This window comes from Pseudomonas sp. AFG_SD02_1510_Pfu_092 (assembly GCF_003331055.1).
GTDB lineage: Bacteria > Pseudomonadota > Gammaproteobacteria > Pseudomonadales > Pseudomonadaceae > Aquipseudomonas.
Genome location: NZ_PUQD01000016.1, coordinates 43,929 through 67,513 on the forward strand (window position 1 = coordinate 43,929; position 23,585 = coordinate 67,513).

At 64.6% G+C, this 23,585-nt stretch carries 25 protein-coding genes; all 25 read left to right on the forward strand.

The annotated features are described in order from the left end of the window. The first annotated feature begins 4 nt into the window (after positions 1 to 4). Positions 5 to 1,696 (forward strand): fused response regulator/phosphatase, encoded by a 1,692-nt coding sequence (locus C6A77_RS09880; protein WP_114169293.1) that lies wholly within the window; start codon positions 5 to 7, stop codon positions 1,694 to 1,696. A gap of 48 nt (positions 1,697 to 1,744) precedes the next feature. Continuing rightward, positions 1,745 to 2,092 carry an Hpt domain-containing protein gene (locus C6A77_RS09885; protein ID WP_114169294.1) on the forward strand — a complete coding sequence of 116 codons (348 nt, stop codon included), beginning with the start codon at positions 1,745 to 1,747 and terminating at the stop codon, positions 2,090 to 2,092. A gap of 71 nt (positions 2,093 to 2,163) precedes the next feature. After that, positions 2,164 to 3,447, forward strand: a complete 1,284-nt coding sequence (locus C6A77_RS09890) for a flagellar hook-length control protein FliK (protein ID WP_114169295.1) — start codon at positions 2,164 to 2,166, stop codon at positions 3,445 to 3,447. A 218-nt stretch (positions 3,448 to 3,665) separates the two neighbouring features. Continuing rightward, positions 3,666 to 4,163: a flagellar basal body-associated protein FliL gene (fliL, locus tag C6A77_RS09895; protein WP_114169296.1), complete on the forward strand. Its 498-nt coding sequence runs from the start codon at positions 3,666 to 3,668 to the stop codon at positions 4,161 to 4,163. A 9-nt stretch (positions 4,164 to 4,172) separates the two neighbouring features. Continuing rightward, positions 4,173 to 5,141, forward strand: coding sequence for a flagellar motor switch protein FliM (gene fliM, locus C6A77_RS09900; protein WP_114169297.1), 969 nt, complete (start codon positions 4,173 to 4,175; stop codon positions 5,139 to 5,141). A 47-nt stretch (positions 5,142 to 5,188) separates the two neighbouring features. Next, positions 5,189 to 5,659 (forward strand): flagellar motor switch protein FliN, encoded by a 471-nt coding sequence (fliN, locus tag C6A77_RS09905; RefSeq protein ID WP_114169329.1) that lies wholly within the window; start codon positions 5,189 to 5,191, stop codon positions 5,657 to 5,659. Positions 5,660 to 5,671: 12 nt separating this feature from the next. Beyond that, entirely contained in the window at positions 5,672 to 6,106 is a 435-nt protein-coding gene (gene fliO, locus C6A77_RS09910) for a flagellar biosynthetic protein FliO (RefSeq protein WP_114169298.1), read from the forward strand. Further along, positions 6,106 to 6,864, forward strand: a complete 759-nt coding sequence (gene fliP, locus C6A77_RS09915; RefSeq protein WP_114169299.1) for a flagellar type III secretion system pore protein FliP — start codon at positions 6,106 to 6,108, stop codon at positions 6,862 to 6,864. Before fliO ends, fliP begins: the two co-directional genes overlap by 1 nt. A 21-nt stretch (positions 6,865 to 6,885) precedes the next feature. Continuing rightward, positions 6,886 to 7,155: a flagellar biosynthesis protein FliQ gene (fliQ, locus tag C6A77_RS09920; protein WP_114169300.1), complete on the forward strand. Its 270-nt coding sequence runs from the start codon at positions 6,886 to 6,888 to the stop codon at positions 7,153 to 7,155. A 7-nt stretch (positions 7,156 to 7,162) separates the two neighbouring features. Continuing rightward, positions 7,163 to 7,939 carry a flagellar biosynthetic protein FliR gene (fliR, locus tag C6A77_RS09925; RefSeq protein WP_114169301.1) on the forward strand — a complete coding sequence of 259 codons (777 nt, stop codon included), beginning with the start codon at positions 7,163 to 7,165 and terminating at the stop codon, positions 7,937 to 7,939. A 2-nt stretch (positions 7,940 to 7,941) separates the two neighbouring features. Then, positions 7,942 to 9,084, forward strand: coding sequence for a flagellar biosynthesis protein FlhB (gene flhB, locus C6A77_RS09930; protein ID WP_114169302.1), 1,143 nt, complete (start codon positions 7,942 to 7,944; stop codon positions 9,082 to 9,084). A gap of 201 nt (positions 9,085 to 9,285) precedes the next feature. Next, complete coding sequence (flhA, locus tag C6A77_RS09935; RefSeq protein WP_114169303.1) at positions 9,286 to 11,415, forward strand: flagellar biosynthesis protein FlhA; 2,130 nt, start codon at positions 9,286 to 9,288, stop codon at positions 11,413 to 11,415. 11 nt (positions 11,416 to 11,426) lie between these two features. Continuing rightward, complete coding sequence (gene flhF / locus C6A77_RS09940; protein WP_114169304.1) at positions 11,427 to 12,737, forward strand: flagellar biosynthesis protein FlhF; 1,311 nt, start codon at positions 11,427 to 11,429, stop codon at positions 12,735 to 12,737. A gap of 93 nt (positions 12,738 to 12,830) precedes the next feature. Further along, entirely contained in the window at positions 12,831 to 13,664 is an 834-nt protein-coding gene (fleN, locus tag C6A77_RS09945; protein WP_039612698.1) for a flagellar synthesis regulator FleN, read from the forward strand. Further along, positions 13,661 to 14,401 carry an RNA polymerase sigma factor FliA gene (gene fliA / locus C6A77_RS09950; protein ID WP_046614576.1) on the forward strand — a complete coding sequence of 247 codons (741 nt, stop codon included), beginning with the start codon at positions 13,661 to 13,663 and terminating at the stop codon, positions 14,399 to 14,401. The genes fleN and fliA overlap by 4 nt, the downstream gene beginning before the upstream one ends. 117 nt (positions 14,402 to 14,518) lie before the next feature. Continuing rightward, positions 14,519 to 14,893, forward strand: coding sequence for a chemotaxis response regulator CheY (locus C6A77_RS09955; protein ID WP_161959660.1), 375 nt, complete (start codon positions 14,519 to 14,521; stop codon positions 14,891 to 14,893). A 19-nt stretch (positions 14,894 to 14,912) separates the two neighbouring features. Next, positions 14,913 to 15,701, forward strand: coding sequence for a protein phosphatase CheZ (locus C6A77_RS09960; protein WP_114169306.1), 789 nt, complete (start codon positions 14,913 to 14,915; stop codon positions 15,699 to 15,701). A gap of 12 nt (positions 15,702 to 15,713) precedes the next feature. Continuing rightward, on the forward strand, positions 15,714 to 17,954 hold the full coding sequence (locus C6A77_RS09965; protein ID WP_114169307.1) for a chemotaxis protein CheA: 2,241 nt from the start codon (positions 15,714 to 15,716) through the stop codon (positions 17,952 to 17,954). A gap of 46 nt (positions 17,955 to 18,000) precedes the next feature. After that, positions 18,001 to 19,131 carry a chemotaxis response regulator protein-glutamate methylesterase gene (locus C6A77_RS09970; protein ID WP_114169308.1) on the forward strand — a complete coding sequence of 377 codons (1,131 nt, stop codon included), beginning with the start codon at positions 18,001 to 18,003 and terminating at the stop codon, positions 19,129 to 19,131. Next, positions 19,131 to 19,871, forward strand: coding sequence for a flagellar motor protein (locus C6A77_RS09975; RefSeq protein WP_114169309.1), 741 nt, complete (start codon positions 19,131 to 19,133; stop codon positions 19,869 to 19,871). Before C6A77_RS09970 ends, C6A77_RS09975 begins: the two co-directional genes overlap by 1 nt. Before the next feature lie 3 nt (positions 19,872 to 19,874). Then, positions 19,875 to 20,732 (forward strand): flagellar motor protein MotD, encoded by an 858-nt coding sequence (gene motD, locus C6A77_RS09980; RefSeq protein WP_114169310.1) that lies wholly within the window; start codon positions 19,875 to 19,877, stop codon positions 20,730 to 20,732. A 217-nt stretch (positions 20,733 to 20,949) separates the two neighbouring features. After that, a complete protein-coding gene (locus C6A77_RS09990; protein WP_114169312.1) occupies positions 20,950 to 21,738 on the forward strand; it encodes a ParA family protein in 789 nt (262 codons plus the stop codon). Then, the gene (locus C6A77_RS09995) at positions 21,738 to 22,646 is read left to right on the forward strand and encodes a CheW domain-containing protein (protein ID WP_114169313.1); all 909 of its coding nucleotides are present in this window, start codon (positions 21,738 to 21,740) and stop codon (positions 22,644 to 22,646) included. The genes C6A77_RS09990 and C6A77_RS09995 overlap by 1 nt, the downstream gene beginning before the upstream one ends. A gap of 41 nt (positions 22,647 to 22,687) precedes the next feature. Next, the gene (locus C6A77_RS10000) at positions 22,688 to 23,167 is read left to right on the forward strand and encodes a chemotaxis protein CheW (RefSeq protein ID WP_003254393.1); all 480 of its coding nucleotides are present in this window, start codon (positions 22,688 to 22,690) and stop codon (positions 23,165 to 23,167) included. Position 23,168: 1 nt separating this feature from the next. Continuing rightward, on the forward strand, positions 23,169 to 23,564 hold the full coding sequence (locus C6A77_RS10005) for a DUF2802 domain-containing protein (RefSeq protein WP_114169314.1): 396 nt from the start codon (positions 23,169 to 23,171) through the stop codon (positions 23,562 to 23,564). Positions 23,565 to 23,585: the final 21 nt, after the last annotated feature.

Consider the following 23,585-nt stretch of genomic DNA (forward strand, 5'->3'; position numbering starts at 1 on the left):
CGACATGCCGGCCGAACAGGCGTTGACCGTGCTGGTCGCCGAAGACGGTGCCGCTGACCGCATGCTGCTGGCGCAGATCGTCCGCCGTCAGGGCCACCAGGTATTCACCGCGGAAAACGGCGCGCAGGCGGTGGCGCTGTTCGTCGAGCGGCGCCCGCAACTGGTGTTGCTGGACGCGCTGATGCCGGTGATGGACGGCTTCGAGGCGGCGCGGCAGATCAAGGCCTTGGCCGGCGAGGCGCTGGTGCCGATCATCTTCCTCACCTCGCTGAACGAGGAAGAGGCCCTGGTGCGCTGCCTGGAGGCCGGTGGCGATGACTTCATGGCCAAGCCCTACAGTGCGGTGATCCTCGGCGCCAAGATTCGCGCGATGGACCGCCTGCGCCGGTTGCAGGCCACCGTGCTGGCGCAGCGCGACCAGATTACCCGGCACCACCACCATTTGCTCAACGAGCAGCGGGTGGCCAAGGCGGTGTTCGACAAGGTGGCCCACTCCGGCTGCCTGGCTGCGCCCAACATCCGCTACCTGCAATCGCCGTATGCGCTGTTCAACGGCGACCTGATGCTGGCCGCGTTCACCCCCTCCGGCGAAATGCGCTTGCTGCTCGGCGATTTTACCGGCCACGGCCTGCCGGCGGCGGTAGGCGCAATGCCGCTGGCGGAAGTGTTCTACGGCATGACCGCCAAGGGCTACGGCATGGCGCAGATCCTGCGCGAAATGAACGCCAAGCTCAAACGCATCCTGCCGGTGGACATGTTCTGCTGTGCGCTGCTGCTCAACCTCAGCATGCAGCGCGGTTCGGTCGAGGTCTGGAACGGCGGCATGCCGGATGGCTACCGGCTGTCGGTGGATGGCCAGGTGCTCTCGGCATTGGGGTCGCGGCACCTGCCGCTGGGCATTCTCGACGCCGAGCGTTTCGATGACAGCACCGAGGTGCTGCCGCTGGCGGCGGGTGAGCGCTTGCTGCTGTTGTCGGATGGCGTGATCGACACCGCCGACGATCAGGAGCGCCTGTTCGGCGTGCAGCGCCTGCACCAGGTGCTGGCCGACAACCGTGACCCGGCACGCCTGTTCGACGAAGTGATGCAGGCCCTGGAGCGCTTTGGCGGCAGCCCGCGCGACGACATCAGCCTGTGCGACATCCGCATGTTCAGCGCCGAAGAGCGGGTGCCGGCACCGATGATCTACTCTGACAGTGGCCGCTCCAGCCCGCTGGACTGGTCGCTGGGGTTCGAGGTGCGCGGCGAGAGCCTGAAGCGTTTCAACCCGGTGCCGTATCTGGTGCAGTTGTTGCAGGAGATTCACGGCCTGCGCGCGCGCACCGGCAGCCTGCACAGTGTGCTCAGCGAGCTGTATTCCAACGCCCTCGAGCATGGCGTGCTGGGCCTGGATTCGCAGCTCAAATGCGATGTCCAGGGCTTTGCCGACTATTATCAGCAACGCGCGCGGCGCCTGGGCGCGCTGACTGACGGTTACGTGCGTATCGATCTGCGGGTTGAACCGCATGCCGATGGCGGGCGTCTGATGATCGAAGTGCGTGACAGCGGCGCCGGCTTCGACGTACAGCGCGTGCTGTCGCGGCCTGCGCTGGAGCAGGGCCTGAGCGGCCGGGGCGTGAACCTGGTGCAGCGGCTGGCCGACAGCGCCTGCTGGCGTGAAGGTGGGCGCTGCGCGCAGGTGGCGTTCGTCTGGTGAGCCACGGGCTGGCTCGGGCATAATCTGGCTTGATCAAGGAGCGAACAAGTGACTGACATGCATATTGACCAAAAGGTACTCAGTGACCTGCGAGAGGTCATGGAAGATGACTACCTGCAGTTGGTGAAGACCTTTCTCGACGACTCGGAACGGCGCCTGGGCCAGTTGCACGCGGCCAGAAGTGCCGAAGAGCTCGGCGCAGCCGCGCACAGTTTCAAGGGCAGCAGCAGCAACATGGGCGCTGTGGCCCTGGCCAACCTGTGCCAGCAACTGGAAGAGCGCGCACGACGGCCGCCGCTGTTTGGCATCGAAGACCTGATCAACCGTATCGACCAGGAGTTCGTCGAGGTCAAGAACTTCTATCGCGGCGAGCAACAGCGTATTTCGGCAGGGTGATGCGCAAGTTGGCGCGACTCTTGCCTGTCTCTGTCTGACCGATTTTTTGTTTCTGGCGCGGAGACCGCTCGATGCCTGTCGCACCCAACCCACTGCTGCAAGCCAACGCCATTGCCAAGACCCCGCGTGCGGCCATCGCGCAGGCGGACAAACCGCTGCAGGCGCCGGGCGACAAGGGCGATGCCTTTGGCCAGGTGATGGCCAGGCAGGGCCGCGACAAGGCGCTCGGGCAGGACGACAAGGTTGCCCAGGCCAAGCCCAAGGACAAGCCGGAAGCGGCTGCCAGCGGCAAGAAGGAACCGGCCGAGAAAACCGAGGTTGCCGATGACGGCAAGCCATTGCCAGCGGACGATGCCGGCCAGGCCGACAGCGGGCTGCGCGATGCCAGCCTGGTGGCTGGCCAGGTTACCGACGCCCAGCCCGGCGCACAGCTGATCCAGGCCCAGGCCGAGGCGGTCGCCCCGGTGCTGCAGGCCGCCACGGCGCAAGCCCAGGTCAGCGCGCCGCTGGCCGAGCCGCTGAGCGAAGAGCCGCCTGCCGAAGCGGCCTTCGACCCGGATGCCGACCCCCTGGCCAACCTGCCGACCCTGCGCCTGGCGCTGGAGCACAGCGCCCAGGCCAAGGGCGCTACCTCGGCGCATGCCATCGACCCGGCGCAGGCCCAGGGCGAGGAGGGGCAGGCCGCCGTCAATACCTTGGCGAACCTGCTGGAGAGTGCCGACAGCGAGAGCGGCGAGGCGGGTGAGCGTGCCTTCGGCGCGCTGCTCGACGAGGGCCTGAAGGACACCAAGAGTGCCAGCAGCGACACCCGTGTCGATGATTTCGCCAACCGCCTGGCCAGCCTGACCCAGGCTGCCACGGCCAAGACCGCCAACGCCGTGCCGGCCAATGCCGGCCCGCTGCACCAGCCGCTGCCGATGAACCAGAACGCCTGGACCGAGGGCCTGGTCAACCGGGTCATGTACCTGTCCAGCCAGAACCTCAAGTCGGCGGATATCCAGCTGGAACCGGCAGAGCTGGGCCGCCTGGACATTCGCGTCAATGTTGCGACGGACCAGTCGACCCAGATCACGTTCATCAGCGGCCACGCCGGCGTGCGGGATGCCCTCGACAGCCAGGTGCATCGCCTGCGCGAGCTGTTCGCCCAGCAGGGGCTGGCGCAGCCGGATGTCAACGTCGCCGACCAGTCGCGCGGGCAGCAACAGCAACAGCAGCAGGCGCAGACCCAGGGCAGCCAATTGTCCGGCGTCGCCGCGCGCCAGGCGGAGCAGGGCGGTGGCGAGGTGGCCGACAGCGGCCGGCCTGTGGAGCAGCAGGTGGTTATCGGTGACAGTGCGGTCGATTACTACGCCTGAATTTCTGGTGCTTGTACTGGCCTCTTCGCGGGTAAACCCGCTCCCACAGGTTCTGCACAGATTTTGGAATGACTGGAAACCCTGTGGGAGCGGGTTTACCCGCGAAGAAGCCAGAGCCTTTGTACCTGCTGAAACCGACACCCTGCAAAATCTGGCATAACACTTGCTCAAGCCAAGCCATTCTCCCTTGAACTCCCGACGGACGACGGATTATTGGCATGGCGAAGAGCGAAGCAGTCAAAGACCCCGCCACTAAAGGCAAACTCAAGCTGATCCTGCTGGCCGTAGTGGGCCTGTTGCTGGCGATCGGCCTTTCGGTGGGCGCTACCTGGTTCATCATGCACAAGAGCGAGCCGGCGCCTGCCGCCGAGGCGGCAACCAGCAACGTCAAGCCGGCGGCCATCTACGAGCCGCTGGCGCCGGCCTTCGTGGTCAACTTCAACCAGAACGGTCGCCAGCGCTACATGCAGGTGAGCATCACCCTGCAAGGGCGCAACCAGGCCGACCTGGATGCGCTCAAGGTGCACATGCCGGTAATTCGCAACAACCTGGTGATGATGTTCTCCGGGCAAGGCTTCGACACCCTGGCCGGCAGCCCCGTGGGCCAGGAAATGCTGCGCCAGAAGGCCACTGCGGTGGTTCAGGAAGTGGCGCAGAAGGAAGTCGGCAAACCGGTCGTCGACCAGTTGCTGTTCACCAATTTCGTATTGCAGTAGGAGTCCGCAATGGCCGTACAGGACCTGCTGTCCCAGGATGAAATCGACGCCCTGTTGCATGGCGTCGACGACGGGCTGGTGCAGACCGAGAGTGCTGCCGAGCCTGGCAGCATCAAAAGCTACGACCTGACCAGTCAGGACCGTATCGTGCGGGGTCGCATGCCGACCCTGGAAATGATCAACGAGCGTTTCGCCCGCTACACCCGCATCAGCATGTTCAACCTGCTGCGTCGCTCCGCCGACGTGGCGGTGGGCGGCGTGCAGGTGATGAAGTTCGGCGAGTACGTGCACTCGCTGTACGTGCCGACCAGCCTCAACCTGGTCAAGATCAAGCCGCTGCGCGGGACCTCGCTGTTCATCCTCGACGCCAAGCTGGTGTTCAAGCTGGTGGACAACTTCTTCGGTGGCGACGGTCGCCACGCCAAGATCGAAGGCCGCGAGTTCACCCCCACCGAGCTGCGCGTGGTGCGCATGGTGCTGGACCAGTGTTTCGTCGACCTCAAGGAAGCCTGGCAGGCGATCATGCCGGTCACCTTCGAGTACATGAACTCCGAGGTCAACCCGGCCATGGCCAACATCGTCGGCCCCAGCGAGGCGGTGGTGGTGTCCACCTTCCACATCGAACTGGACGGCGGTGGCGGCGACCTGCACGTGACCATGCCGTACTCGATGATCGAGCCGGTGCGGGAAATGCTCGATGCCGGCTTCCAGTCCGACCTGGACGACCAGGACGAGCGCTGGGTCAAGGCGCTGCGCGAGGACGTGCTGGATGTGGCAGTGCCGGTGACCGCCACGGTCGCCCGGCGCCAGCTGAAGCTGCGCGACATCCTGCACATGCAGCCCGGTGACGTGATCCCGGTGGAGCTGCCCGAGCACCTGGTGCTGCGCGCCAACGGCGTGCCGTCGTTCAAGGCGCGCCTGGGTTCGCACAAGGGCAACCTGGCGCTGCAGATCATCGACCCGATCGAACGCCGCTGACGGCGTGCCGGTCACCCTTAACGAATTGAATGCCTGTCGAGGAAATCATGGCTAACGAAAACGAGATCACCTCCGCCGAGGACCAGGCACTGGCCGATGAATGGGCTGCGGCACTGGAAGAAACCGGTGCGGCCGGCCAGGACGACATCGATGCACTGCTCGGTGGCGACACCGGCAGCAGCACCGGCGGCGCCGGCCGCCTGCCGATGGAAGAGTTCGCCAGCTCGCCGAAGCCGAACGAAAACGTCAGCCTCGAAGGCCCGAACCTGGATGTGATCCTGGACATCCCGGTGAGCATTTCCATGGAAGTGGGCAGCACCGAGATCAACATCCGCAACCTGCTGCAGCTCAACCAGGGCTCGGTGATCGAGCTCGACCGCCTGGCCGGCGAGCCGCTCGACGTGCTGGTCAACGGCACGCTGATCGCCCATGGCGAAGTGGTGGTGGTCAACGAGAAGTTCGGCATCCGCCTGACCGACGTGATCAGCCCCAGCGAACGTATCAAGAAGCTGCGCTGAGTGAGGGGCACGATGCGCGCCATCGCCGCATTCGCCGCGCTGCTCGCCAGCCAGGCCTGCCTGGCCGCGGCCACGCCAGCGGCGACCCCGACGGCTGCGCCGGGCAGCCTGGGCGGGCAGCTGGCGCAGATGGTCTTCGGCCTGTTGCTGGTGGTTGGCCTGATCTTCTTCCTCGCCTGGCTGCTGCGCCGCCTGCAGAGCACGGCGGTGAAGGGCGGGCAGGTGATCGAGATCGTCGGCAGCCGGGCCATCGGCCCGCGTGACCGCCTGCTGCTGGTGCAGGTGGGCAAGGCGCAGATCCTGATCGGCCATACCCCCGGCAGCATCGAGGCCCTGCATGTGCTGGCCGAACCCGTGGACGTGCCGGAAAGCGCCCGCCAGGCGACCCCAGAGTTTGCCCAGCGGCTGATGGAGCTGATGGGCAAGGACCCTAAGGACAAGAAGTGATGAGCGGCGCGCTGCGTATTTTGTTGACTTTGGCGCTGCTGTTGCTGGTTGCGCCGCAGGCCCTGGCGGCCGACCCGCTGTCGATCCCGGCCATTACCCTGTCCAATACCGCGGACGGGCAGCAGGAATATTCGGTCAGCCTGCAGATCCTGATGATCATGACGGCGCTGAGCTTCATTCCAGCGTTCGTCATCCTGATGACCAGCTTCACCCGCATCATCATCGTCTTCTCGATCCTGCGCCAGGCCCTGGGCCTGCAGCAGACGCCGTCGAACCAGATCCTCACCGGCATGGCGCTGTTCCTGACCATGTTCATCATGGCCCCGGTGTTCGACCGGGTGAACCAGAACGCGCTGCAGCCGTACCTGAACGAGCAGCTGACTGCCCAGCAGGCCATCGACAAGGCCCAGGGGCCGCTCAAGGACTTCATGCTGGCGCAAACCCGGCAAAGCGACCTCGACCTGTTCATGCGCCTTTCCAAACGCACCGACATCGCCGGCCCCGACCAGGTGCCGCTGACGATTCTGGTGCCGGCGTTCGTCACGTCCGAGCTGAAAACCGCGTTCCAGATCGGCTTCATGATCTTCATTCCGTTCCTGATCATCGACATGGTGGTGGCCAGTGTGCTGATGGCCATGGGCATGATGATGCTGTCGCCGCTGATCATCTCGCTGCCGTTCAAGATCATGCTGTTCGTGCTGGTCGATGGCTGGGCGCTGATCATGGGCACCCTGGCCAGCAGTTTCGGCGGCGTCTGACGCCGTCAAGGAGAGCCGCCGATGACACCTGAAGTCGCTGTCGACCTGTTTCGCGATGCCCTGTGGCTGACCACCCTGATGGTCGCCATCCTGGTGATTCCGAGCCTGCTGGTGGGCCTGGTGGTGGCGATGTTCCAGGCCGCCACGCAAATCAACGAACAAACCCTGAGCTTCCTGCCGCGCCTGCTGGTGATGCTGGTCACGCTGATCGTCGCCGGGCCGTGGCTGGTGCAGAAGTTCATGGAATACATCACCAGCCTGTACACCAGCATTCCGCAGCTGATCGGTTGACGCCGCGATGCTCGAACTGACCGACACGCAGATCGGCACCTGGGTCGCCACCTTCATCCTGCCGTTGTTCAGGGTGACCGCGGTGCTGATGACCATGCCGATCTTCGGCACGCGCATGCTGCCGGCGCGGGTGCGCCTGTATGCGGCGCTGGCGATTACCGTGGTGATCGTGCCGGCCCTGCCGCCGCTGCCCGAGTTCGACCCGCTGAGCCTGCGCGGCCTGTTGCTGTGTGCCGAACAGATCATCGTCGGCGCGTTGTTCGGCCTGGCCTTGCAGTTGTTGTTCCAGGCGTTCGTGATCGCCGGGCAGGTGGTCGCGGTGCAGATGGGCATGGCCTTCGCCTCGATGGTCGACCCGGCCAACGGCGTCAACGTGGCGGTGATCAGCCAGTTCATGACCATGCTGGTGAGCGTGCTGTTCCTGCTGATGAACGGCCACCTGGTGGTGTTCGAAGTGGTGACCGAAAGCTTCACCACCTTGCCGGTGGGCAATGCCCTGGTGGTCAACCATTTCTGGGAGCTGGCGGGGCGCCTGGGCTGGGTGTTCGGCGCCGGCCTGCTGCTGGTTCTGCCGGCCATCGCCGCGCTGCTGGTGGTCAACATCGCCTTTGGCGTCATGACCCGCGCCGCGCCGCAGCTGAACATCTTCTCCATCGGTTTTCCGCTGACCCTGGTCATGGGCATGTTCATTTTCTGGGTCGGCCTTGCCGACATACTGTCCCATTACCAGGCATTGGCCAGCGAAGCGCTGCAATGGCTGCGTGAGCTGGCGAGGGCGCGCTGAGCATGGCAGAAAGCGAAAGCGGTCAGGACAAGACAGAGGAACCCACCGACAAACGCAAGCGCGATGCCCGCGAGAAAGGCGAGATCGCGCGCTCCAAGGAGCTGAACACGGTGGCGGTGACCCTGGCTGGCGCCGGTGGCCTGCTGGCGTTCGGCGGCCACTTGGCCGAGACGCTGCTGGCGTTGATGCACATGAACTTCAGCCTGACCCGCGAGATCATCGTCGACGAGCGCTCCATGGGCGCCTTTCTGCTGGCCTCGGGCAAGATGGCCATCTGGGCGGTGCAGCCGATACTGATCCTGTTGTTCGTGATTTCCTTCGTCGCGCCGATTGCCCTCGGCGGTATGGTGTTTTCCGGCAGCCTGCTGCAGCCCAAGTTCAGACGCATGAACCCGTTGTCCGGGATCAAGCGCATGTTCTCGATGAATGCGCTGACCGAGCTGGTGAAGGCGCTCGCCAAGTTTTTCGTGATTCTGGTGGTGGCGGTGGTGGTGCTGGTCAATGACCGTCAGGCGCTGCTGTCGATCGCCAACGAGCCACTGGAGCAGGCGATCATCCACAGCCTGCAAGTGGTGGGCTGGAGCGCCTTGTGGATGGCCGCCGGGCTGCTGCTGATTGCCGCCGCGGACGTGCCGTTCCAGCTGTGGCAGACGCACAAGAAGCTGAAGATGACCAAGCAGGAGATCAAGGACGAATACAAGGACAGCGAGGGCAAGCCCGAGGTCAAGCAACGTATTCGCCAGCTGCAGCGCGAGGCTTCGCAGCGGCGCATGATGGCGGCGGTGCCGCAGGCTGATGTGATCATCACCAACCCGACCCACTATGCCGTGGCCCTGCAGTACGACCCGGAGAAGGGCGGGGCGGCACCGTTGCTGCTGGCCAAGGGCACCGATTTCATCGCCTTGAAGATTCGCGAGATCGGCGTGGAGCACAAGGTGCAGATTCTCGAATCGCCGGCGCTGGCGCGGGCGATCTACTACTCCACCGAGCTGGAGCAGGAAATCCCGGCCGGTTTGTACCTGGCGGTGGCGCAAGTGCTGGCCTATGTGTTCCAGATCCGCCAGTACCGCGCGGGCAGGGGCAAACGCCCGGAGCCGCTCAAGGACGACCTGCCGATTCCGCCGGACCTGCGCCGCGACAGTTGATCTTGGGGCAGGGCTGCCGGCCTCTTCGCGGGCATGCCCGCTCCCACAGGTACGGCGTGAGGCTCCTGTGGGAGCGGGCGCGCCCGCGAAGAGGCCGGTACAGGCAACATAAATCCCCCGCCGAGCAAAGTTGGAAGGCTTCTTGCAAAGCCAGCGCCAGGCGTCACCTGGCGTCAAAGTTTTGCATCAAGAGGACTCGCGGTGGATCGCACTCAGTTAATCAGCAACGCCCGTAACAACCTGGCCGGGCTCGGCCGGGGCAACCTGGGTGTGCCGCTGTTGCTGCTGGTGATGTTGGCAATGATGATGTTGCCGATACCGCCGTTCCTGCTCGACGTGTTCTTCACCTTCAACATCGCCCTGTCGATCGTGGTTTTGCTGGTCTGCGTGTATGCCCTGCGCCCGCTCGACTTCGCCGCGTTCCCGACCATCCTGCTGGTCGCCACGCTGCTGCGCCTGGCGCTGAACGTGGCCTCCACCCGCGTGGTCATGCTTCACGGCCAGGAAGGCCACGGCGCCGCGGGCAAGGTGATCCAGGCCTTCGGCGAAGTGGTGATCGGCGGTAACTATGTGGTCGGCGCCGTGGTGTTCGCCATCCTCATGATCATCAACTTCGTGGTGGTGACCAAGGGCGCCGGGCGGATCTCGGAAGTCAGCGCGCGTTTCACCCTTGACGCCATGCCCGGCAAGCAAATGGCCATCGACGCCGACCTCAACGCCGGCCTGATCGACCAGGCCCAGGCCAAGCACCGGCGTGCCGAAGTGGCGCAGGAAGCCGAGTTCTACGGCTCGATGGACGGTGCCAGCAAGTTTGTCCGCGGTGACGCCGTCGCCGGCTTGCTGATCCTGTTCATCAACCTGATCGGCGGCATGCTGATCGGTATGCTGCAGCACGGCATGACCTTCGCCGATGCCGGCAAGGTCTACGCCTTGCTGACCATCGGTGACGGTTTGGTGGCGCAATTGCCATCACTGCTGTTGTCCACCGCTGCCGCGATCATGGTTACCCGGGCCTCCGGCTCCGAGGACATGGGCAAGCTGATCAACCGGCAGATGTTCGATTCGCCCAAGGCGCTGGCGGTGTCCGGCGCGCTGATGATCGTCATGGGCCTGGTGCCGGGCATGCCGCACGTGGCCTTCCTCAGCCTCGGCCTGCTGGCCGGCGGCGGCGCCTACCTGGTGTGGAAGAAGCAGCAGAAGGCCAAGCTGGAAGCAGTGAAAGAGGCGCAGCGCCAGCAGGACCTGCTGCCCTCGCCACAGCGCGCGCTGGAAACCAAGGAGCTGGGCTGGGACGACGTCACGCCGATCGACATGATCGGCCTGGAAGTCGGTTACCGGCTGATCCCGCTGGTCGACCGCAACCAGGGCGGCCAGTTGCTGGCGCGGATCAAGGGCGTGCGCAAGAAACTGTCGCAGGACCTGGGCTTCCTCATGCCCACCGTGCACATCCGCGATAACCTCGACCTGCAGCCGAGCGCCTACCGCCTGACCCTGATGGGGGTGATCCTGGCGGAGGCGGAGATCTACCCGGACCGCGAACTGGCGATCAACCCCGGGCAGGTGTTCGGTACCCTCAACGGCATCGCCGCGCGCGACCCGGCGTTTGGCCTGGAGGCGGTGTGGATCGACATCGGCCAACGCGCCCAGGCGCAGTCGCTGGGCTACACCGTGGTCGACGCCAGTACCGTGGTGGCCACCCACCTCAACCAGATCCTGCAGAAGCATTGCCACGAGCTGATCGGCCATGAAGAGGTGCAGCAGCTGTTGCAGGTGTTGTCCAAGGCTTCGCCTAAACTTGCAGAAGAGCTGGTACCGGGTGTCATTTCCTTGTCGGGCCTGCTCAAGGTGCTGCAAGCGCTGTTGTCGGAACAGGTACCGGTGCGCGATATTCGTAGTATCGCCGAGGCGATCGCGAACAACGCCGGCAAGAGTCAAGATACCGCCGCCCTGGTCGCGGCAGTGCGCGTCGGATTGTGTCGCGCCATCGTGCAAAGCATTGTCGGCATTGAGTCGGAGCTGCCAGTGATTACCTTGGAGCCAAGGTTGGAACAGATCTTGCTCAATAGTCTGCAACGGGCCGGGCAAGGTCAGGAAGACGGTGTTCTTCTGGAGCCGAGCATGGCCGAAAAGCTGCAGCGTTCGTTGATCGAGGCAGCTCAGCGTCAGGAAATGCAGGGCCAGCCGGCCATCCTGCTGGTCGCCGGCCCGATTCGCGCCATGTTGTCGCGTTTCGGTCGCCTGGCTGTACCGAATCTGCATGTGCTGGCGTATCAGGAAATTCCTGATAACAAGCAAGTCACCATCGTTGCCACCGTGGGCCCTAACGGCTGAGGTAGGGGATAATGCAAGTTAAGCGATTTTTCGCCGCCGATATGCGTCAGGCCATGAAGCTGGTCCGCGATGAGCTGGGCTCCGATGCCGCCATCATCGGCAACCGCCGCATCGCTGGCGGTGTCGAACTGACGGCTGCGCTGGACTACAAACTGTCCGCCCTGGCCCCGCGTGTGCCCAACGCCGAGCTCGAAGAAGAGCTGCGCAAGACCCATACGCGCATCGCCACGGCCCGGGCCGAGCTGGACCCGCGCCCGGACAGCAGCGACAGCAACCGCCAATTGTTCGCCGGGCAGTCGCTGACCGCTGCCGAGCCGTTGATCGAGCCGCACATCGATGCCCCCGAGGCGGCTGCCGCAGCCCCGGCTTCGGCGCCGGTCGACCCGCGCCTGTTCGATGCCATGCGCTCCGAGCTGTCGGGCCTGCGCGAGCTGCTGGAAGTGCAGCTCGGCTCGCTGGCCTGGAACCAGCTGCAGGGTAGCAAGCCACAGCAGGCCAACATCTGGCGTCGCCTGCAGCGCATCGGCCTGTCCGGGCCGATCGCCCGCGAACTGCTGGAGCTGACTGCCGAGATCGAAGAACCTCGCCAGGCCTGGCGCATGTTGCTGGCGCACCTGGCGCGGATGATCGAAATCCCCGAGGTCGAGCCGATCGAAGAGGGTGGGGTAATCGCCGTGGTCGGCCCGGCCGGCATGGGCAAGACCACCACCCTGGCCAAGCTGGCCGCCCGCTACGTGCTCAAGTACGGCGCGAACAACCTGGCGCTGGTGAGCATGGACAGCTTCCGCATTGGCGCCCAGGAGCAGCTCAAGACCCTGGGCCGCATCCTCAACGTGCCGGTGACCTACGTCGACCCGGGCCAGTCGTTGGCGGCGGCGCTGGAGCCACTGCTGCGCAAGCGCGTGGTGCTGATCGACACCGCCGGCCTGCAGGCCAGCGACCCGGCCCTGCGCATGCAGCTGGAAACCCTCGCCGGGCGCGGCATTGCCGCGAAGAACTACCTGGTGCTGGCCACTACCAGCCAGAAGCAGGTGCTGACCGCTGCCTACCACAGCTACAAACGCTGCGGGCTGGCCGGCTGCATCCTGACCAAACTCGATGAAACGGCGAGCCTTGGCGATGTGCTGAGCCTTGCAATCAGTCATGAACTGCCAGTGGCCTACCTGACCGATGGGCCGCGCATTCCTGACGACCTGCACCTGCCACGCGGGCACCAGTTGGTCTCCCGCGCGGTCAATGTGCAGCTGCAGGAGGAGCCCAGCGAGGAGGCCATGGCCGACATGTTCGCTGATCTCTATCACAACCCACGGCGAGCGGGTTGATGATGAAGCGTATGCAAGGTAGCTATGCCAAGGGGTACGCAGAATTGCCCTACGTGTGGCCTGAGTCCCCGCGAGACAAGGTAATGAACAGACATGGGTAGCATGCATCCCGTACAGGTGATCGCCGTGACCGGTGGCAAAGGTGGCGTCGGCAAGACTAACGTTTCAGTGAATCTTTCCCTGGCGCTGGCCGAGCTTGGCCGCAGGGTCATGCTGCTCGACGCCGACCTCGGTCTGGCCAATGTCGATGTATTGCTGGGCCTGACGCCCAAGCGCACCCTGGCCGATGTCATCGAAGGGCGCTGCGAGCTGCGCGATGTGATGCTGCAAGGGCCTGGCGGGGTGCGTATCGTGCCGGCGGCGTCGGGCACGCAAAGCATGGTGCACCTGGCCCCGGCCCAGCATGCCGGGCTGATCCAGGCGTTCAGCGAAGTTGGCGACAACCTCGATGTGCTGGTGATCGACACCGCTGCGGGTATCGGTGACTCGGTGGTCAGCTTCGTCCGCGCCGCCCAGGAAGTGCTGCTGGTGGTGTGCGACGAACCCACCTCGATCACCGACGCCTACGCCCTGATCAAGCTGCTCAACCGCGATTACGGCATGAACCGCTTCCGCGTGCTGGCGAACATGGCGCAGAGCCCGCAGGAAGGGCGCAACCTGTTCGCCAAGCTGACCAAGGTCACCGACCGCTTCCTTGACGTTGCCCTGCAGTACGTGGGCGCCGTGCCGTACGACGAATGCGTGCGCAAGGCGGTGCAGAAGCAGCGCGCGGTGTACGAAGCCTTCCCACGCTCCAAGTGCGCGCTGGCCTTCAAGGCGATTGCCCAGAAGGTTGACAGCTGGCCGCTGCCGGCCAACCCGCGCGGCCACCTCGAATTCTTTGTCGAGCGCCTGGTGCAACCCACCAGCGCGGGACCTGTGTTATGAACGCCAGTGGTTTCAAGATGTACAGCCGAGCCTCTAAAGACGCCCAGTATGAACTGATCGAGCGCTATGCCCCGTTGGTCAAGCGTATCGCCTACCACCTGCTGGCGCGGTTGCCGGCCAATGTCCAGGTCGAGGACCTGATCCAGGCCGGCATGATCGGCCTGCTGGAAGTGGCCAACAAGTATGACGCCAGCAAGGGCGCCAGCTTCGAAACCTATGCCGGTATCCGCATTCGCGGCGCCATGCTCGACGAGGTGCGCAAGGGCGACTGGGCGCCGCGTTCGGTGCACCGCAACACGCGCATGGTCAGTGACGCGATGCGTGCCGTGGAAGCCAGAACTGGCCGCGACGCTAAAGATCATGAAGTTGCTGCCGAACTCCAGTTGAGTCTCGATGATTACTACGGGATCTTGAACGATACCCTGGGCAGCCGCCTGTTCAGCTTTGACGACCTGCTGCAGGACGGCGAGCACGAAGGGCTGCACGAGGATGGCGCCAGTGGCCAGGTCGAGCCTGCGCGCGGCCTGGAAGACGAGCGCTTCCAGGCTGCCCTGACCGAAGCCATCGCCAACCTGCCGGAGCGTGAACGCCTGGTGCTGGCGCTGTACTACGACGAAGAGCTGAACCTCAAGGAAATTGGTGAGGTGCTTGGGGTCAGCGAGTCGCGCGTCAGCCAGTTGCACAGCCAGTGTGCCGCGCGCCTGCGCAGCCGCCTGGGGGAATGGCGGGCGCGTTGAGCCCGCTGTCGTTGCAGTCGTTTTCCACGTGCGTTTCCACGTTGCACCGATTTGATTGAATGCGCGCTCGGGGCCGAGCGCGTTTGAGACTGCTTGGAGGTCTACTTGAACAAAGACATGAAAATCCTCATCGTTGACGATTTTTCGACGATGCGGCGGATCATCAAGAACCTGTTGCGTGATCTGGGCTTCACCAACACTGAAGAAGCCGATGACGGCATCACGGCGCTGCCGATGCTGGAAAACGGCCACTACGACTTCCTGGTGACCGACTGGAACATGCCCGGCATGTCCGGCATCGACCTGCTGCGCAAGGTGCGGGCCAGCGACAAGCTGAAAAGCATGCCGGTACTGATGGTGACCGCCGAAGCCAAGCGCGACCAGATCATCGAAGCGGCCCAGGCCGGCGTCAACGGTTACGTGGTCAAGCCGTTCACCGCTCAGGTGCTCAAAGAAAAGATCGAGAAGATCTTCGAACGCGTCAACGGCTGAGTCACGTCAGGGGGGCGCCATGGATTCATCACAAACGTCTTTGGGCGAGTTCGAATCGACCCTGAAGAAGCATGCCCAGGAATTGGTCGACAGCCTCGAACGGGGCCGTTTCGGCGAAGCGGTGCAGCTGATTCACGAGCTGAACCAGACCCGCGACCGCGGCCTGTACCAGGAAGTCGGCAAGCTGACCCGCGAGCTGCACAGTGCCATCGTCAGTTTCCAGATCGACCCGACCATACCGCAGGCCGAGGAGGTGTCGCAGATTACCGACGCCACCGAGCGCCTGTCGTACGTGGTCAGGCTGACCGAAGGCGCGGCCAACCGCACCATGGACCTGGTCGAGGAAAGCACCCCGGTGCTCAACGACCTGGCCAGTGAGGCCCAGGCGCTGAGCACCGACTGGCAACGCTTCATGCGTCGCGAAGTGGCTGCGCCGGAGTTTCGTGACCTGGTCAAGCGCGTCGACAGTTTCCTGACGCACAGCGCCGACGGTAACCGCAAGGTCGCCGGCCACCTCAACGACATTCTGCTGGCCCAGGACTATCAGGACCTGACCGGCCAAGTGATCAAACGCGTCACCGCGTTGGTCACCGAAGTGGAAAGCAACCTGCTGAAACTGGTGCTGATGGCCAGCCAGGTCGACCGCTTTGCCGGCATCCAGCATGACCACGATCAATTGCGCGCAGAAAAAGATCTAGAAAAACATCCGACTCGGGGTGAAGGTCCGCAGATTCATGCCGATAAGCGTGATGACGTCGTGTCCGGTCAGGACGATGTCGATGATCTGCTGTCCAGCCTGGGTTTTTAAGGAGCACGTTTGATGAGCTTCGGCGCCGATGAAGAAATCCTCCAGGATTTCCTGGTAGAAGCCGGCGAAATTCTTGAGCAACTGTCCGAGCAACTGGTCGAGCTGGAAAGCCGACCCGACGATGCCGACCTGCTCAATGCGATCTTTCGCGGTTTCCACACTGTTAAAGGGGGCGCCGGCTTCCTCCAGCTCAACGAGCTGGTGGAGTGCTGCCATATCGCCGAGAACGTGTTCGACATCCTGCGCAAAGGTGAGCGCCGGGTCGATGCGGAACTGATGGATGTGGTGCTCGAGGCACTGGACACGGTCAACAGCATGTTTGGCCAGGTGCGCGAGCGTAGCGAAGTGACCCCGGCCACCCCCGAGCTGCTGGCGGCGTTGGCCCGCCTGGCCGAGCCAGGGGCCAGTGAAGCGCCCGCTGAAGCGCCTGCTGCGGCGCCGGAGCCGGTTGCCGAAGTGGCGGCCGAGGAACAGGACATTACCGACAGCGAGTTCGAGCAACTGCTCGATTCGCTTGACGCGGTCAAGGCCCAGGCGGCCGTTGACGAGCAGATGCAGGGCGAGACGGTCAGCGGCGAAGGTGACGAAATCACCGACGCCGAGTTCGAGTCGCTGCTCGACCAGTTGCACGGCAAGGGCCAGTTCAGTGCCGAAGCTGCCGCACCGGCGCTGGTCAGCGCGCCGCAACCGGCCAGCGACGAGATCACCGACGCCGAATTCGAATCGCTGCTCGACCAGTTGCACGGCAAGGGCACCTTCCAGGCAGACGCCTTGTCTGCCGCCAAGACGCCGGCGCCTGCCGCAGCCGACAGCACTGCTGGCGGCGACGACATCAGCGAACACGAGTTCGAGGCGTTGCTGGACCAGTTGCATGGCAAGGGCAAGTTCGGCGGTGATGTCGCCGCTGTCGAAGCCCCGCCTGCGGCCAAGGTGCAAGCACCGGTCGCGGCCAAGGCCGACAGCCAGCCGCAGGCCAAACCGGCCGCCGCTGCTGCACCGGCAGCGGCCCCCGCGGCCGCCGGCAAGCCTGCCCCGGCCCCGCGCGCGCCGGCGCCGAGCGCCGAGAAGCATGGCGCCAGCGAAGCGGAAACCACCGTGCGGGTCGATACCGCGCGCCTGGACGAGATCATGAACATGGTCGGCGAACTGGTGCTGGTGCGTAACCGCCTGGTGCGCCTGGGCCTGAACAGCGGCGACGAGGCCATGTCCAAGGCCGTGTCCAACCTCGATGTGGTCACCGCCGACCTGCAGACCGCGGTGATGAAAACCCGCATGCAGCCGATCAAGAAAGTCTTCGGCCGCTTCCCGCGCCTGGTTCGCGACCTGGCGCGCCAGCTGAAGAAAGAAATCAACCTGGAGCTGGTCGGCGAAGAGACCGACCTCGACAAGAACCTGGTCGAGGCGCTGGCCGACCCGTTGGTCCACCTGGTGCGCAACGCGGTCGACCACGGCGTCGAGATGCCTGAGGAGCGGGAAGCTTCCGGCAAGGCGCGCACTGGCCGCGTGGTGCTGTCGGCAGAACAGGAAGGCGACCACATCCTGCTGTCGATTTCTGACGACGGCAAGGGCATGGACCCCAACATCCTGCGCGCCAAGGCCGTGGAAAAGGGCCTGATGGACAAGGACGCCGCTGACCGCCTGAGCGAGTCGGACTGCTACAACCTGATCTTCGCCCCGGGGTTCTCGACCAAGACCGAGATTTCCGACGTGTCCGGCCGTGGTGTGGGCATGGATGTGGTGAAGACCAAGATTTCCCAGCTCAACGGCTCGATCAACATTTTCTCGGCCAAGGGCCAGGGCTCGAAGATCGTCATCAAGGTGCCGCTGACCCTGGCGATCATGCCCACCCTGATGGTCATGCTCGGCAACCAGGCGTTCGCCTTCCCGCTGGTCAACGTCAACGAGATCTTCCACCTCGACCTGTCGCGTACCAACGTGGTCGATGGCCAGGAAGTGGTGATCGTGCGCGACAAGGCGCTGCCGCTGTTCTACCTCAAGCGCTGGCTGGTCCAGGGCCAGGTGCACGAAGAGCAGCACGAGGGCCATGTGGTGATCCTGTCGGTCGGCACCCAACGCATCGGCTTCGTCGTCGATCAGTTGGTCGGCCAGGAAGAAGTGGTCATCAAGCCGCTGGGCAAGATGCTGCAGGGCACCCCGGGGATGTCCGGGGCCACCATCACCGGCGACGGTCGCATCGCGTTGATTCTCGACGTCCCGAGCATGCTCAAGCGTTACGCCGCGCGGCGTATTTGATTTCGGTGGCGCACCCTGGCGGGTTGCGCCGCCTAATGGAGTGTTTATGGCAGTCAAGGTCCTGGTGGTGGATGATTCCGGTTTCTTCCGCCGCCGTGTCTCGGAAATCCTCGCGGCGGATCCGACGATCCAGGTGGTGGGTACCGCGACCAACGGCAAGGAAGCAATCGACCAGGCGCTGGCGCTCAAGCCCGATGTCATCACCATGGACTACGAAATGCCCATGATGGACGGCATCACCGCAGTGCGGCACATCATGCAGCGCTGCCCGACGCCGGTGTTGATGTTCTCCTCGCTGACCCATGAAGGCGCCCGGGTCACCCTCGATGCGCTGGATGCCGGGGCGGTGGATTACCTGCCGAAAAACTTCGAGGACATCTCGCGCAACCCCGACAAGGTCAAGCAGCTGCTGTGCGAGAAGGTGCATACCATTTCCCGCAGCAACCGCCGTTTCGGCAGCTACGCAAGCGCGGCGCCGGTTGCCGCGCCCGCGCCGTCCAGCAGCCATGCGCCGGCCAGCGGCCTGACCAGCCCGGCCGCTGCGCGCACGCCGCTGCCTGCCCGTGCGCCGACACCCGCTGCGGCACCGGCACATTCCCCGGCGCCCAAGCGCAAGCCTTACAAGCTGGTGGCCATCGGCACCTCCACCGGTGGCCCGGTGGCCCTGCAGCGGGTGCTGACCCAGCTGCCGGCCAACTTCCCGGCACCGATCGTGCTGATCCAGCACATGCCGGCGGCGTTCACCAAGGCCTTTGCCGAGCGCCTGGACAAACTGTGCCGCATCAATGTCAAGGAAGCCGAGGACGGCGACCTGCTGCGCCCGGGCCTGGCCCTGCTGGCCCCTGGCGGCAAGCAGATGATGATCGACGGCCGTGGCACGGTGAAGATCCTGCCTGGTGACGAGCGCCTGAACTACAAGCCATGCGTGGACATCACCTTCGGCTCGGCCGCCAAGTCGTATGGCGACAAGGTACTGTCGGTGGTGCTGACCGGCATGGGCGCCGATGGCCGTGAAGGTGCCCGCCTGCTCAAGCAGGGCGGCAGCACCGTGTGGGCCCAGGATGAAGCCAGCTGCGTGATCTATGGCATGCCCATGGCCATCGTCAAGGCCAACCTGGCCGATGCGGTGTACAGCCTGGACGACATCGGCAGGCACCTGGTGGAGGCGTGCGTCTGATGGACGTGCTCAGCCTGATCGGCCTGATCCTGGCCTTCGTCGCCATCGTCGGTGGCAACTTTCTCGAAGGCGGCCATGTCGGCGCGCTGATCAACGGCCCGGCGGCCCTGATCGTGCTGGGCGGCACCCTGGCGGCGGCCTTGCTGCAGGCGCCGCTGTCGTCGTTCAAGCGTGCCTTGCAGATTCTGCGCTGGATCCTGTTCCCGCCCCGGGTTGACCTGGCGGGTGGTATCGACCGCGTGGTCAACTGGAGCCTGACCGCGCGCAAGGAAGGCCTGCTGGGCCTGGAAGGGGTGGCCGACAGCGAGCCCGACCCGTATGCGCGCAAAGGCCTGCAACTGCTGGTGGATGGCGCCGAGCCGGAGGCCATCCGCAGCATCCTCGAAGTCGATTTCCTGACCCAGGAAAGCCGCGATATCCAGGCCGCCAAGGTGTTCGAGAGCATGGGCGGCTATGCGCCGACCATCGGCATCATCGGTGCGGTGATGGGCCTGATTCATGTGATGGGCAACCTGGCCGACCCGTCGCAGCTGGGCAACGGCATCGCCGTGGCCTTCGTTGCCACCATCTACGGGGTGGCCAGCGCCAACCTGGTGCTGCTGCCGGTCGCCAACAAGCTCAAGGCCATCGTCATGCGCCAGTCGCGCTACCGCGAGATGCTGCTTGAAGGCCTGTTGTCGATTGCCGAGGGCGAGAACCCACGCTCGATCGAGTTGAAGCTGCAAGGCTTCATGGAGTAACCCATGCGTCGCCGTCGTCATGCCGAGGAACACGAAAACCACGAACGCTGGCTGGTGTCGTACGCCGACTTCATTACCTTGCTGTTCGCCTTTTTCGTGGTGATGTACTCGATTTCCTCGATCAACGAGGGCAAGTACAAGGTCATTTCGCAGGCCTTGCTCGGGGTGTTCAACGACCCTGAGCGCAGCATGAAGCCGATCCCCATCGGCGACGAGCGGCCGTTGAGCGTGCGCCCGGCCGAGCCGCTGGTGAAGGACAGCGAGCAGACCGAGGCGGGCCTGGCCGCGAGCGTTGCCGACCCACTGAAGACCATCAGCGACGATGTGCAGGCTGCCTTTGGCGACCTGATCAGCAGCGACCAGATGACCGTGCGCGGCAACGAGCTGTGGATCGAGATCGAGCTCAACTCCTCGCTGCTGTTCGGCAGCGGCGATGCCATGCCCAGCGACAAGGCGTTCGCCATCATCGAAAAGGTCGCCGGCATTCTCAAGCCGTTCGCCAACCCGGTGCATGTCGAGGGCTTCACCGACAACCTGCCGATCCGCACGGCGCAGTACCCGACCAACTGGGAGCTGTCTTCGGCGCGCGCGGCGAGCATCGTGCGCCTGCTGGCCATGGAAGGGGTGAACCCGGCACGCATGGCCTCGGTGGGCTACGGCGAGTACCAGCCGGTGGCCAGCAACGACAGCGCCGAAGGGCGCGCCCGCAACCGCCGGGTGGTGCTGGTGATATCCCGTAACCTGGAAGTACGCCGCAGCCTGACCGGCTCGGGCAGCGCCAACGCCACGCCGGATGCTGCGTTGCGCCGGGCTGGCACACAAAGTGCACCGGCAACGCCAGCGACGGTGGCAGGGCAGTAACTCGTCAATTCTCTGTCACCGGAAACAGGTTCGCAAAGTTGCCACCGACCCTGTGGGAGCGGGTTCACCCGCGAAGAAAGCGACTCGGTACATGGCACCGGCTTTGCCGGTGTTCGCGGGTAAACCCGCTCCCACAGGGATCGGGCGAGTTTTGAGTTTTGCGCAAGACAGTTGCCCCGGCAGTGTCGCTGCCTAATCAATAGATAGAGTTTGCTTGATGAGAGTCTGGGCAGTAGCCAATCAAAAAGGTGGCGTCGGCAAGACCACCACCACCATCGCCCTGGCCGGCCTGCTGGCCGAGGCCGGCAAGCGTGTGGTCGTCGTCGACCTCGACCCGCACGGCTCGATGACCAGCTATTTCGGCCATAACCCGGATGCCCTGGAGCACAGCTGCTACGACCTGTTCCTGCACAAGGGCGCGGTACCGGAGGGGCTGCCGGGGCAACTGCTGCTGCCGACCAGCGACGAACGCATCTCGCTGTTGCCCTCGAGCACCGCACTGGCCGTGCTGGAGCGCCAGTCGCCGGGGCAGAACGGCCTGGGCCTGGTGATCGCCAAGAGTCTGGCGCAGCTGTGGCAGGATTTCGACTTTGCCCTGATCGACAGCCCGCCGTTGCTCGGGGTGCTGATGGTCAACGCGCTGGCCGCCAGCCAGCAGCTGGTGGTTCCGGTGCAAACCGAGTTTCTCGCGGTCAAGGGCCTGGAACGCATGGTCGGGACCTTGGCCATGATCAACCGCTCGCGCAAGCAGGCGCTGCCGTACCAGATCGTGCCGACCCTGTTCGACCGCCGTACCCAGGCCTCGCTGGGCACGCTCAAGCTGCTGCGTGACACTTACGGGCAGAACGTGTGGCAAGGCTACATCCCGGTGGACACGCGCCTGCGCGATGCCAGCCGCAAGGGCGTCACGCCCTCGCAATTCGACAGCAAGAGCCGCGGCCTGATTGCCTATCGGGCGCTGCTCAAGCACATGCTGACCTACAGAACTGCAGCGCAGGTGGCCTGATGACCCAGACCCGGCAAACCAGCACCCGGCCGCAGATGGCCCTGCAATCGTACCTCGACGGCCTGCTGCAGGAGGCGACCGAGGTCCAAGAGCTGATCGAGAAACCGACAGCCGAGGCAGCGACCGCGGCCGACGAATTCGCCCAGGCAGTGCGCGAAGAGCAGACCCGTGATGCCCGGCAGCAGGCCAGGCCTGCACCCGCCGAAGCGCTCGCCAGCCCCGCACCGCGGCCGTTCGCCGAGCCGAAGCTGGCGGTGCTGCCCAGCGTGATCCCGGTGGAAGCCCCAGTGGTGACGGTGGTCGAGCGCGAGGTGGTGGCCGAGGCCAGCATCCCGGTGCTGGTCGAAGCGCAAACCGTGGTACCGGCTGTGCCGCTGGTGGATGTGCACCTGGCTGCGCCCATGGCGCCCGTGCCCCCGGCCACGGTCGATGGCCGCCCGGCGTGGGCCGCCGAGCCGTTCGAATGCCTGCTGTTCGATGTGGCCGGCCTGACCCTGGCGGTGCCGCTGGTGTGCCTGGGCTCGATCTACACCCTGGCCGGCCAGGAGCTGACGCCGTTGTTCGGCCAGCCCGACTGGTTCCTCGGCATCCTGACCTGCCAGGCCGGCAACCTGAAGGTGCTGGACACCGCGCGTTGGGTGATGCCCGACCGCTACCGCGATGATTTTCGCCAAGGCCTGCAGTATGTGATTTCCGTGCAGGGCTACGAATGGGGGCTGGCCGTGCATCAGGTCAGCCGCTCGCTGCGCCTGGACCCGTCCGAGATCAAGTGGCGCAGCCAGCGTGGTCAGCGCCCATGGCTGGCCGGCACGGTAATTGAACACATGTGTGCGCTGCTCGACGTCGCCGCCCTGGCCGAGCTGATCGCCAGTGGCGCGGTCAAGCAGATGCACGCCCAACAGAAATGACACCGAACACACCGCCGATGGCGGATTTTGAGGGTAGGGGAATGAAAAAGTCGTCTGCACAAGGTTCCGAAGATCCGATCCTGCAGTGGGTAACCTTCCGTCTGGACAATGAGTCCTACGGCATCAATGTGATGCAGGTACAGGAAGTATTGCGCTATACCGAGATCGCCCCGGTGCCGGGCGCGCCAAGCTACGTGCTGGGTATCATCAACCTGCGCGGCAACGTGGTGACCGTGATCGACACCCGTCAGCGCTTTGGCCTGATGCCGACCGAGGTCACCGACAACACCCGTATCGTCATCATCGAGGCCGACAAGCAAGTGGTCGGCATCCTGGTCGACAGCGTGGCCGAGGTGGTGTACCTGCGCCAGTCCGAGATCGAGACCGCGCCGAACGTGGGTAACGAAGAATCGGCCAAGTTCATTCAGGGCGTGTGCAACAAGAATGGCGAACTGCTGATCCTGGTCGAACTGGACAAGATGATGACCGAGGAAGAGTGGTCCGAGCTGGAGAATATCTGAGTTGATCCTAGAGGTTGCTGTCATCTTCCTGGCGCTGGTCTGGGCTGTGAGCCTGTGGTTCTTCCTCAACTACAGCAAGCGCCAGCGTGAGCTGGCCGCGCAGCAGGCCGTGGGTGATGCGCTGCGTGACCAGCGCATCAAGGACCTGGCCAAGCGCCTGGACGACTACCAGAACGGTACCGTGCGCATGGGCGAGGCGCTGCACGGCTTGAGCGTGGTGGTGGCGCCGCTGCCGGACCGGATCCAGCAGCTGGAGCAGCGCGACCCCGACAATGTCACCTTCACCCAGGCCGCCAAGCTGGTGGGCATGGGCGCCAGCGTGGCCGAGCTCACCGAAAGCTGCGGCCTGACCCAGGCCGAGGCCGAGCTGATGAGCAAGCTGCACCGCAACGGCTGATCAACAGCAGCGCCGGCCGCG

Coding starts and splice junctions, on each gene's coding strand:
- C6A77_RS09880 (WP_114169293.1), top strand. CDS start 5: ATGCCGGCCGAACAGGCGTTGACCGTGCTGGTCGCCGAAGACGGTGCC.
- C6A77_RS09890 (WP_114169295.1), top strand. CDS start 2,164: ATGCCTGTCGCACCCAACCCACTGCTGCAAGCCAACGCCATTGCCAAG.
- fliL (WP_114169296.1), top strand. CDS start 3,666: ATGGCGAAGAGCGAAGCAGTCAAAGACCCCGCCACTAAAGGCAAACTC.
- fliM (WP_114169297.1), top strand. CDS start 4,173: ATGGCCGTACAGGACCTGCTGTCCCAGGATGAAATCGACGCCCTGTTG.
- fliN (WP_114169329.1), top strand. CDS start 5,189: ATGGCTAACGAAAACGAGATCACCTCCGCCGAGGACCAGGCACTGGCC.
- fliO (WP_114169298.1), top strand. CDS start 5,672: ATGCGCGCCATCGCCGCATTCGCCGCGCTGCTCGCCAGCCAGGCCTGC.
- fliP (WP_114169299.1), top strand. CDS start 6,106: ATGAGCGGCGCGCTGCGTATTTTGTTGACTTTGGCGCTGCTGTTGCTG.
- fliQ (WP_114169300.1), top strand. CDS start 6,886: ATGACACCTGAAGTCGCTGTCGACCTGTTTCGCGATGCCCTGTGGCTG.
- fliR (WP_114169301.1), top strand. CDS start 7,163: ATGCTCGAACTGACCGACACGCAGATCGGCACCTGGGTCGCCACCTTC.
- flhB (WP_114169302.1), top strand. CDS start 7,942: ATGGCAGAAAGCGAAAGCGGTCAGGACAAGACAGAGGAACCCACCGAC.
- flhF (WP_114169304.1), top strand. CDS start 11,427: ATGCAAGTTAAGCGATTTTTCGCCGCCGATATGCGTCAGGCCATGAAG.
- fleN (WP_039612698.1), top strand. CDS start 12,831: ATGGGTAGCATGCATCCCGTACAGGTGATCGCCGTGACCGGTGGCAAA.
- fliA (WP_046614576.1), top strand. CDS start 13,661: ATGAACGCCAGTGGTTTCAAGATGTACAGCCGAGCCTCTAAAGACGCC.
- C6A77_RS09955 (WP_161959660.1), top strand. CDS start 14,519: ATGAAAATCCTCATCGTTGACGATTTTTCGACGATGCGGCGGATCATC.
- C6A77_RS09960 (WP_114169306.1), top strand. CDS start 14,913: ATGGATTCATCACAAACGTCTTTGGGCGAGTTCGAATCGACCCTGAAG.
- C6A77_RS09965 (WP_114169307.1), top strand. CDS start 15,714: ATGAGCTTCGGCGCCGATGAAGAAATCCTCCAGGATTTCCTGGTAGAA.
- C6A77_RS09970 (WP_114169308.1), top strand. CDS start 18,001: ATGGCAGTCAAGGTCCTGGTGGTGGATGATTCCGGTTTCTTCCGCCGC.
- C6A77_RS09975 (WP_114169309.1), top strand. CDS start 19,131: ATGGACGTGCTCAGCCTGATCGGCCTGATCCTGGCCTTCGTCGCCATC.
- motD (WP_114169310.1), top strand. CDS start 19,875: ATGCGTCGCCGTCGTCATGCCGAGGAACACGAAAACCACGAACGCTGG.
- C6A77_RS09990 (WP_114169312.1), top strand. CDS start 20,950: ATGAGAGTCTGGGCAGTAGCCAATCAAAAAGGTGGCGTCGGCAAGACC.
- C6A77_RS09995 (WP_114169313.1), top strand. CDS start 21,738: ATGACCCAGACCCGGCAAACCAGCACCCGGCCGCAGATGGCCCTGCAA.
- C6A77_RS10000 (WP_003254393.1), top strand. CDS start 22,688: ATGAAAAAGTCGTCTGCACAAGGTTCCGAAGATCCGATCCTGCAGTGG.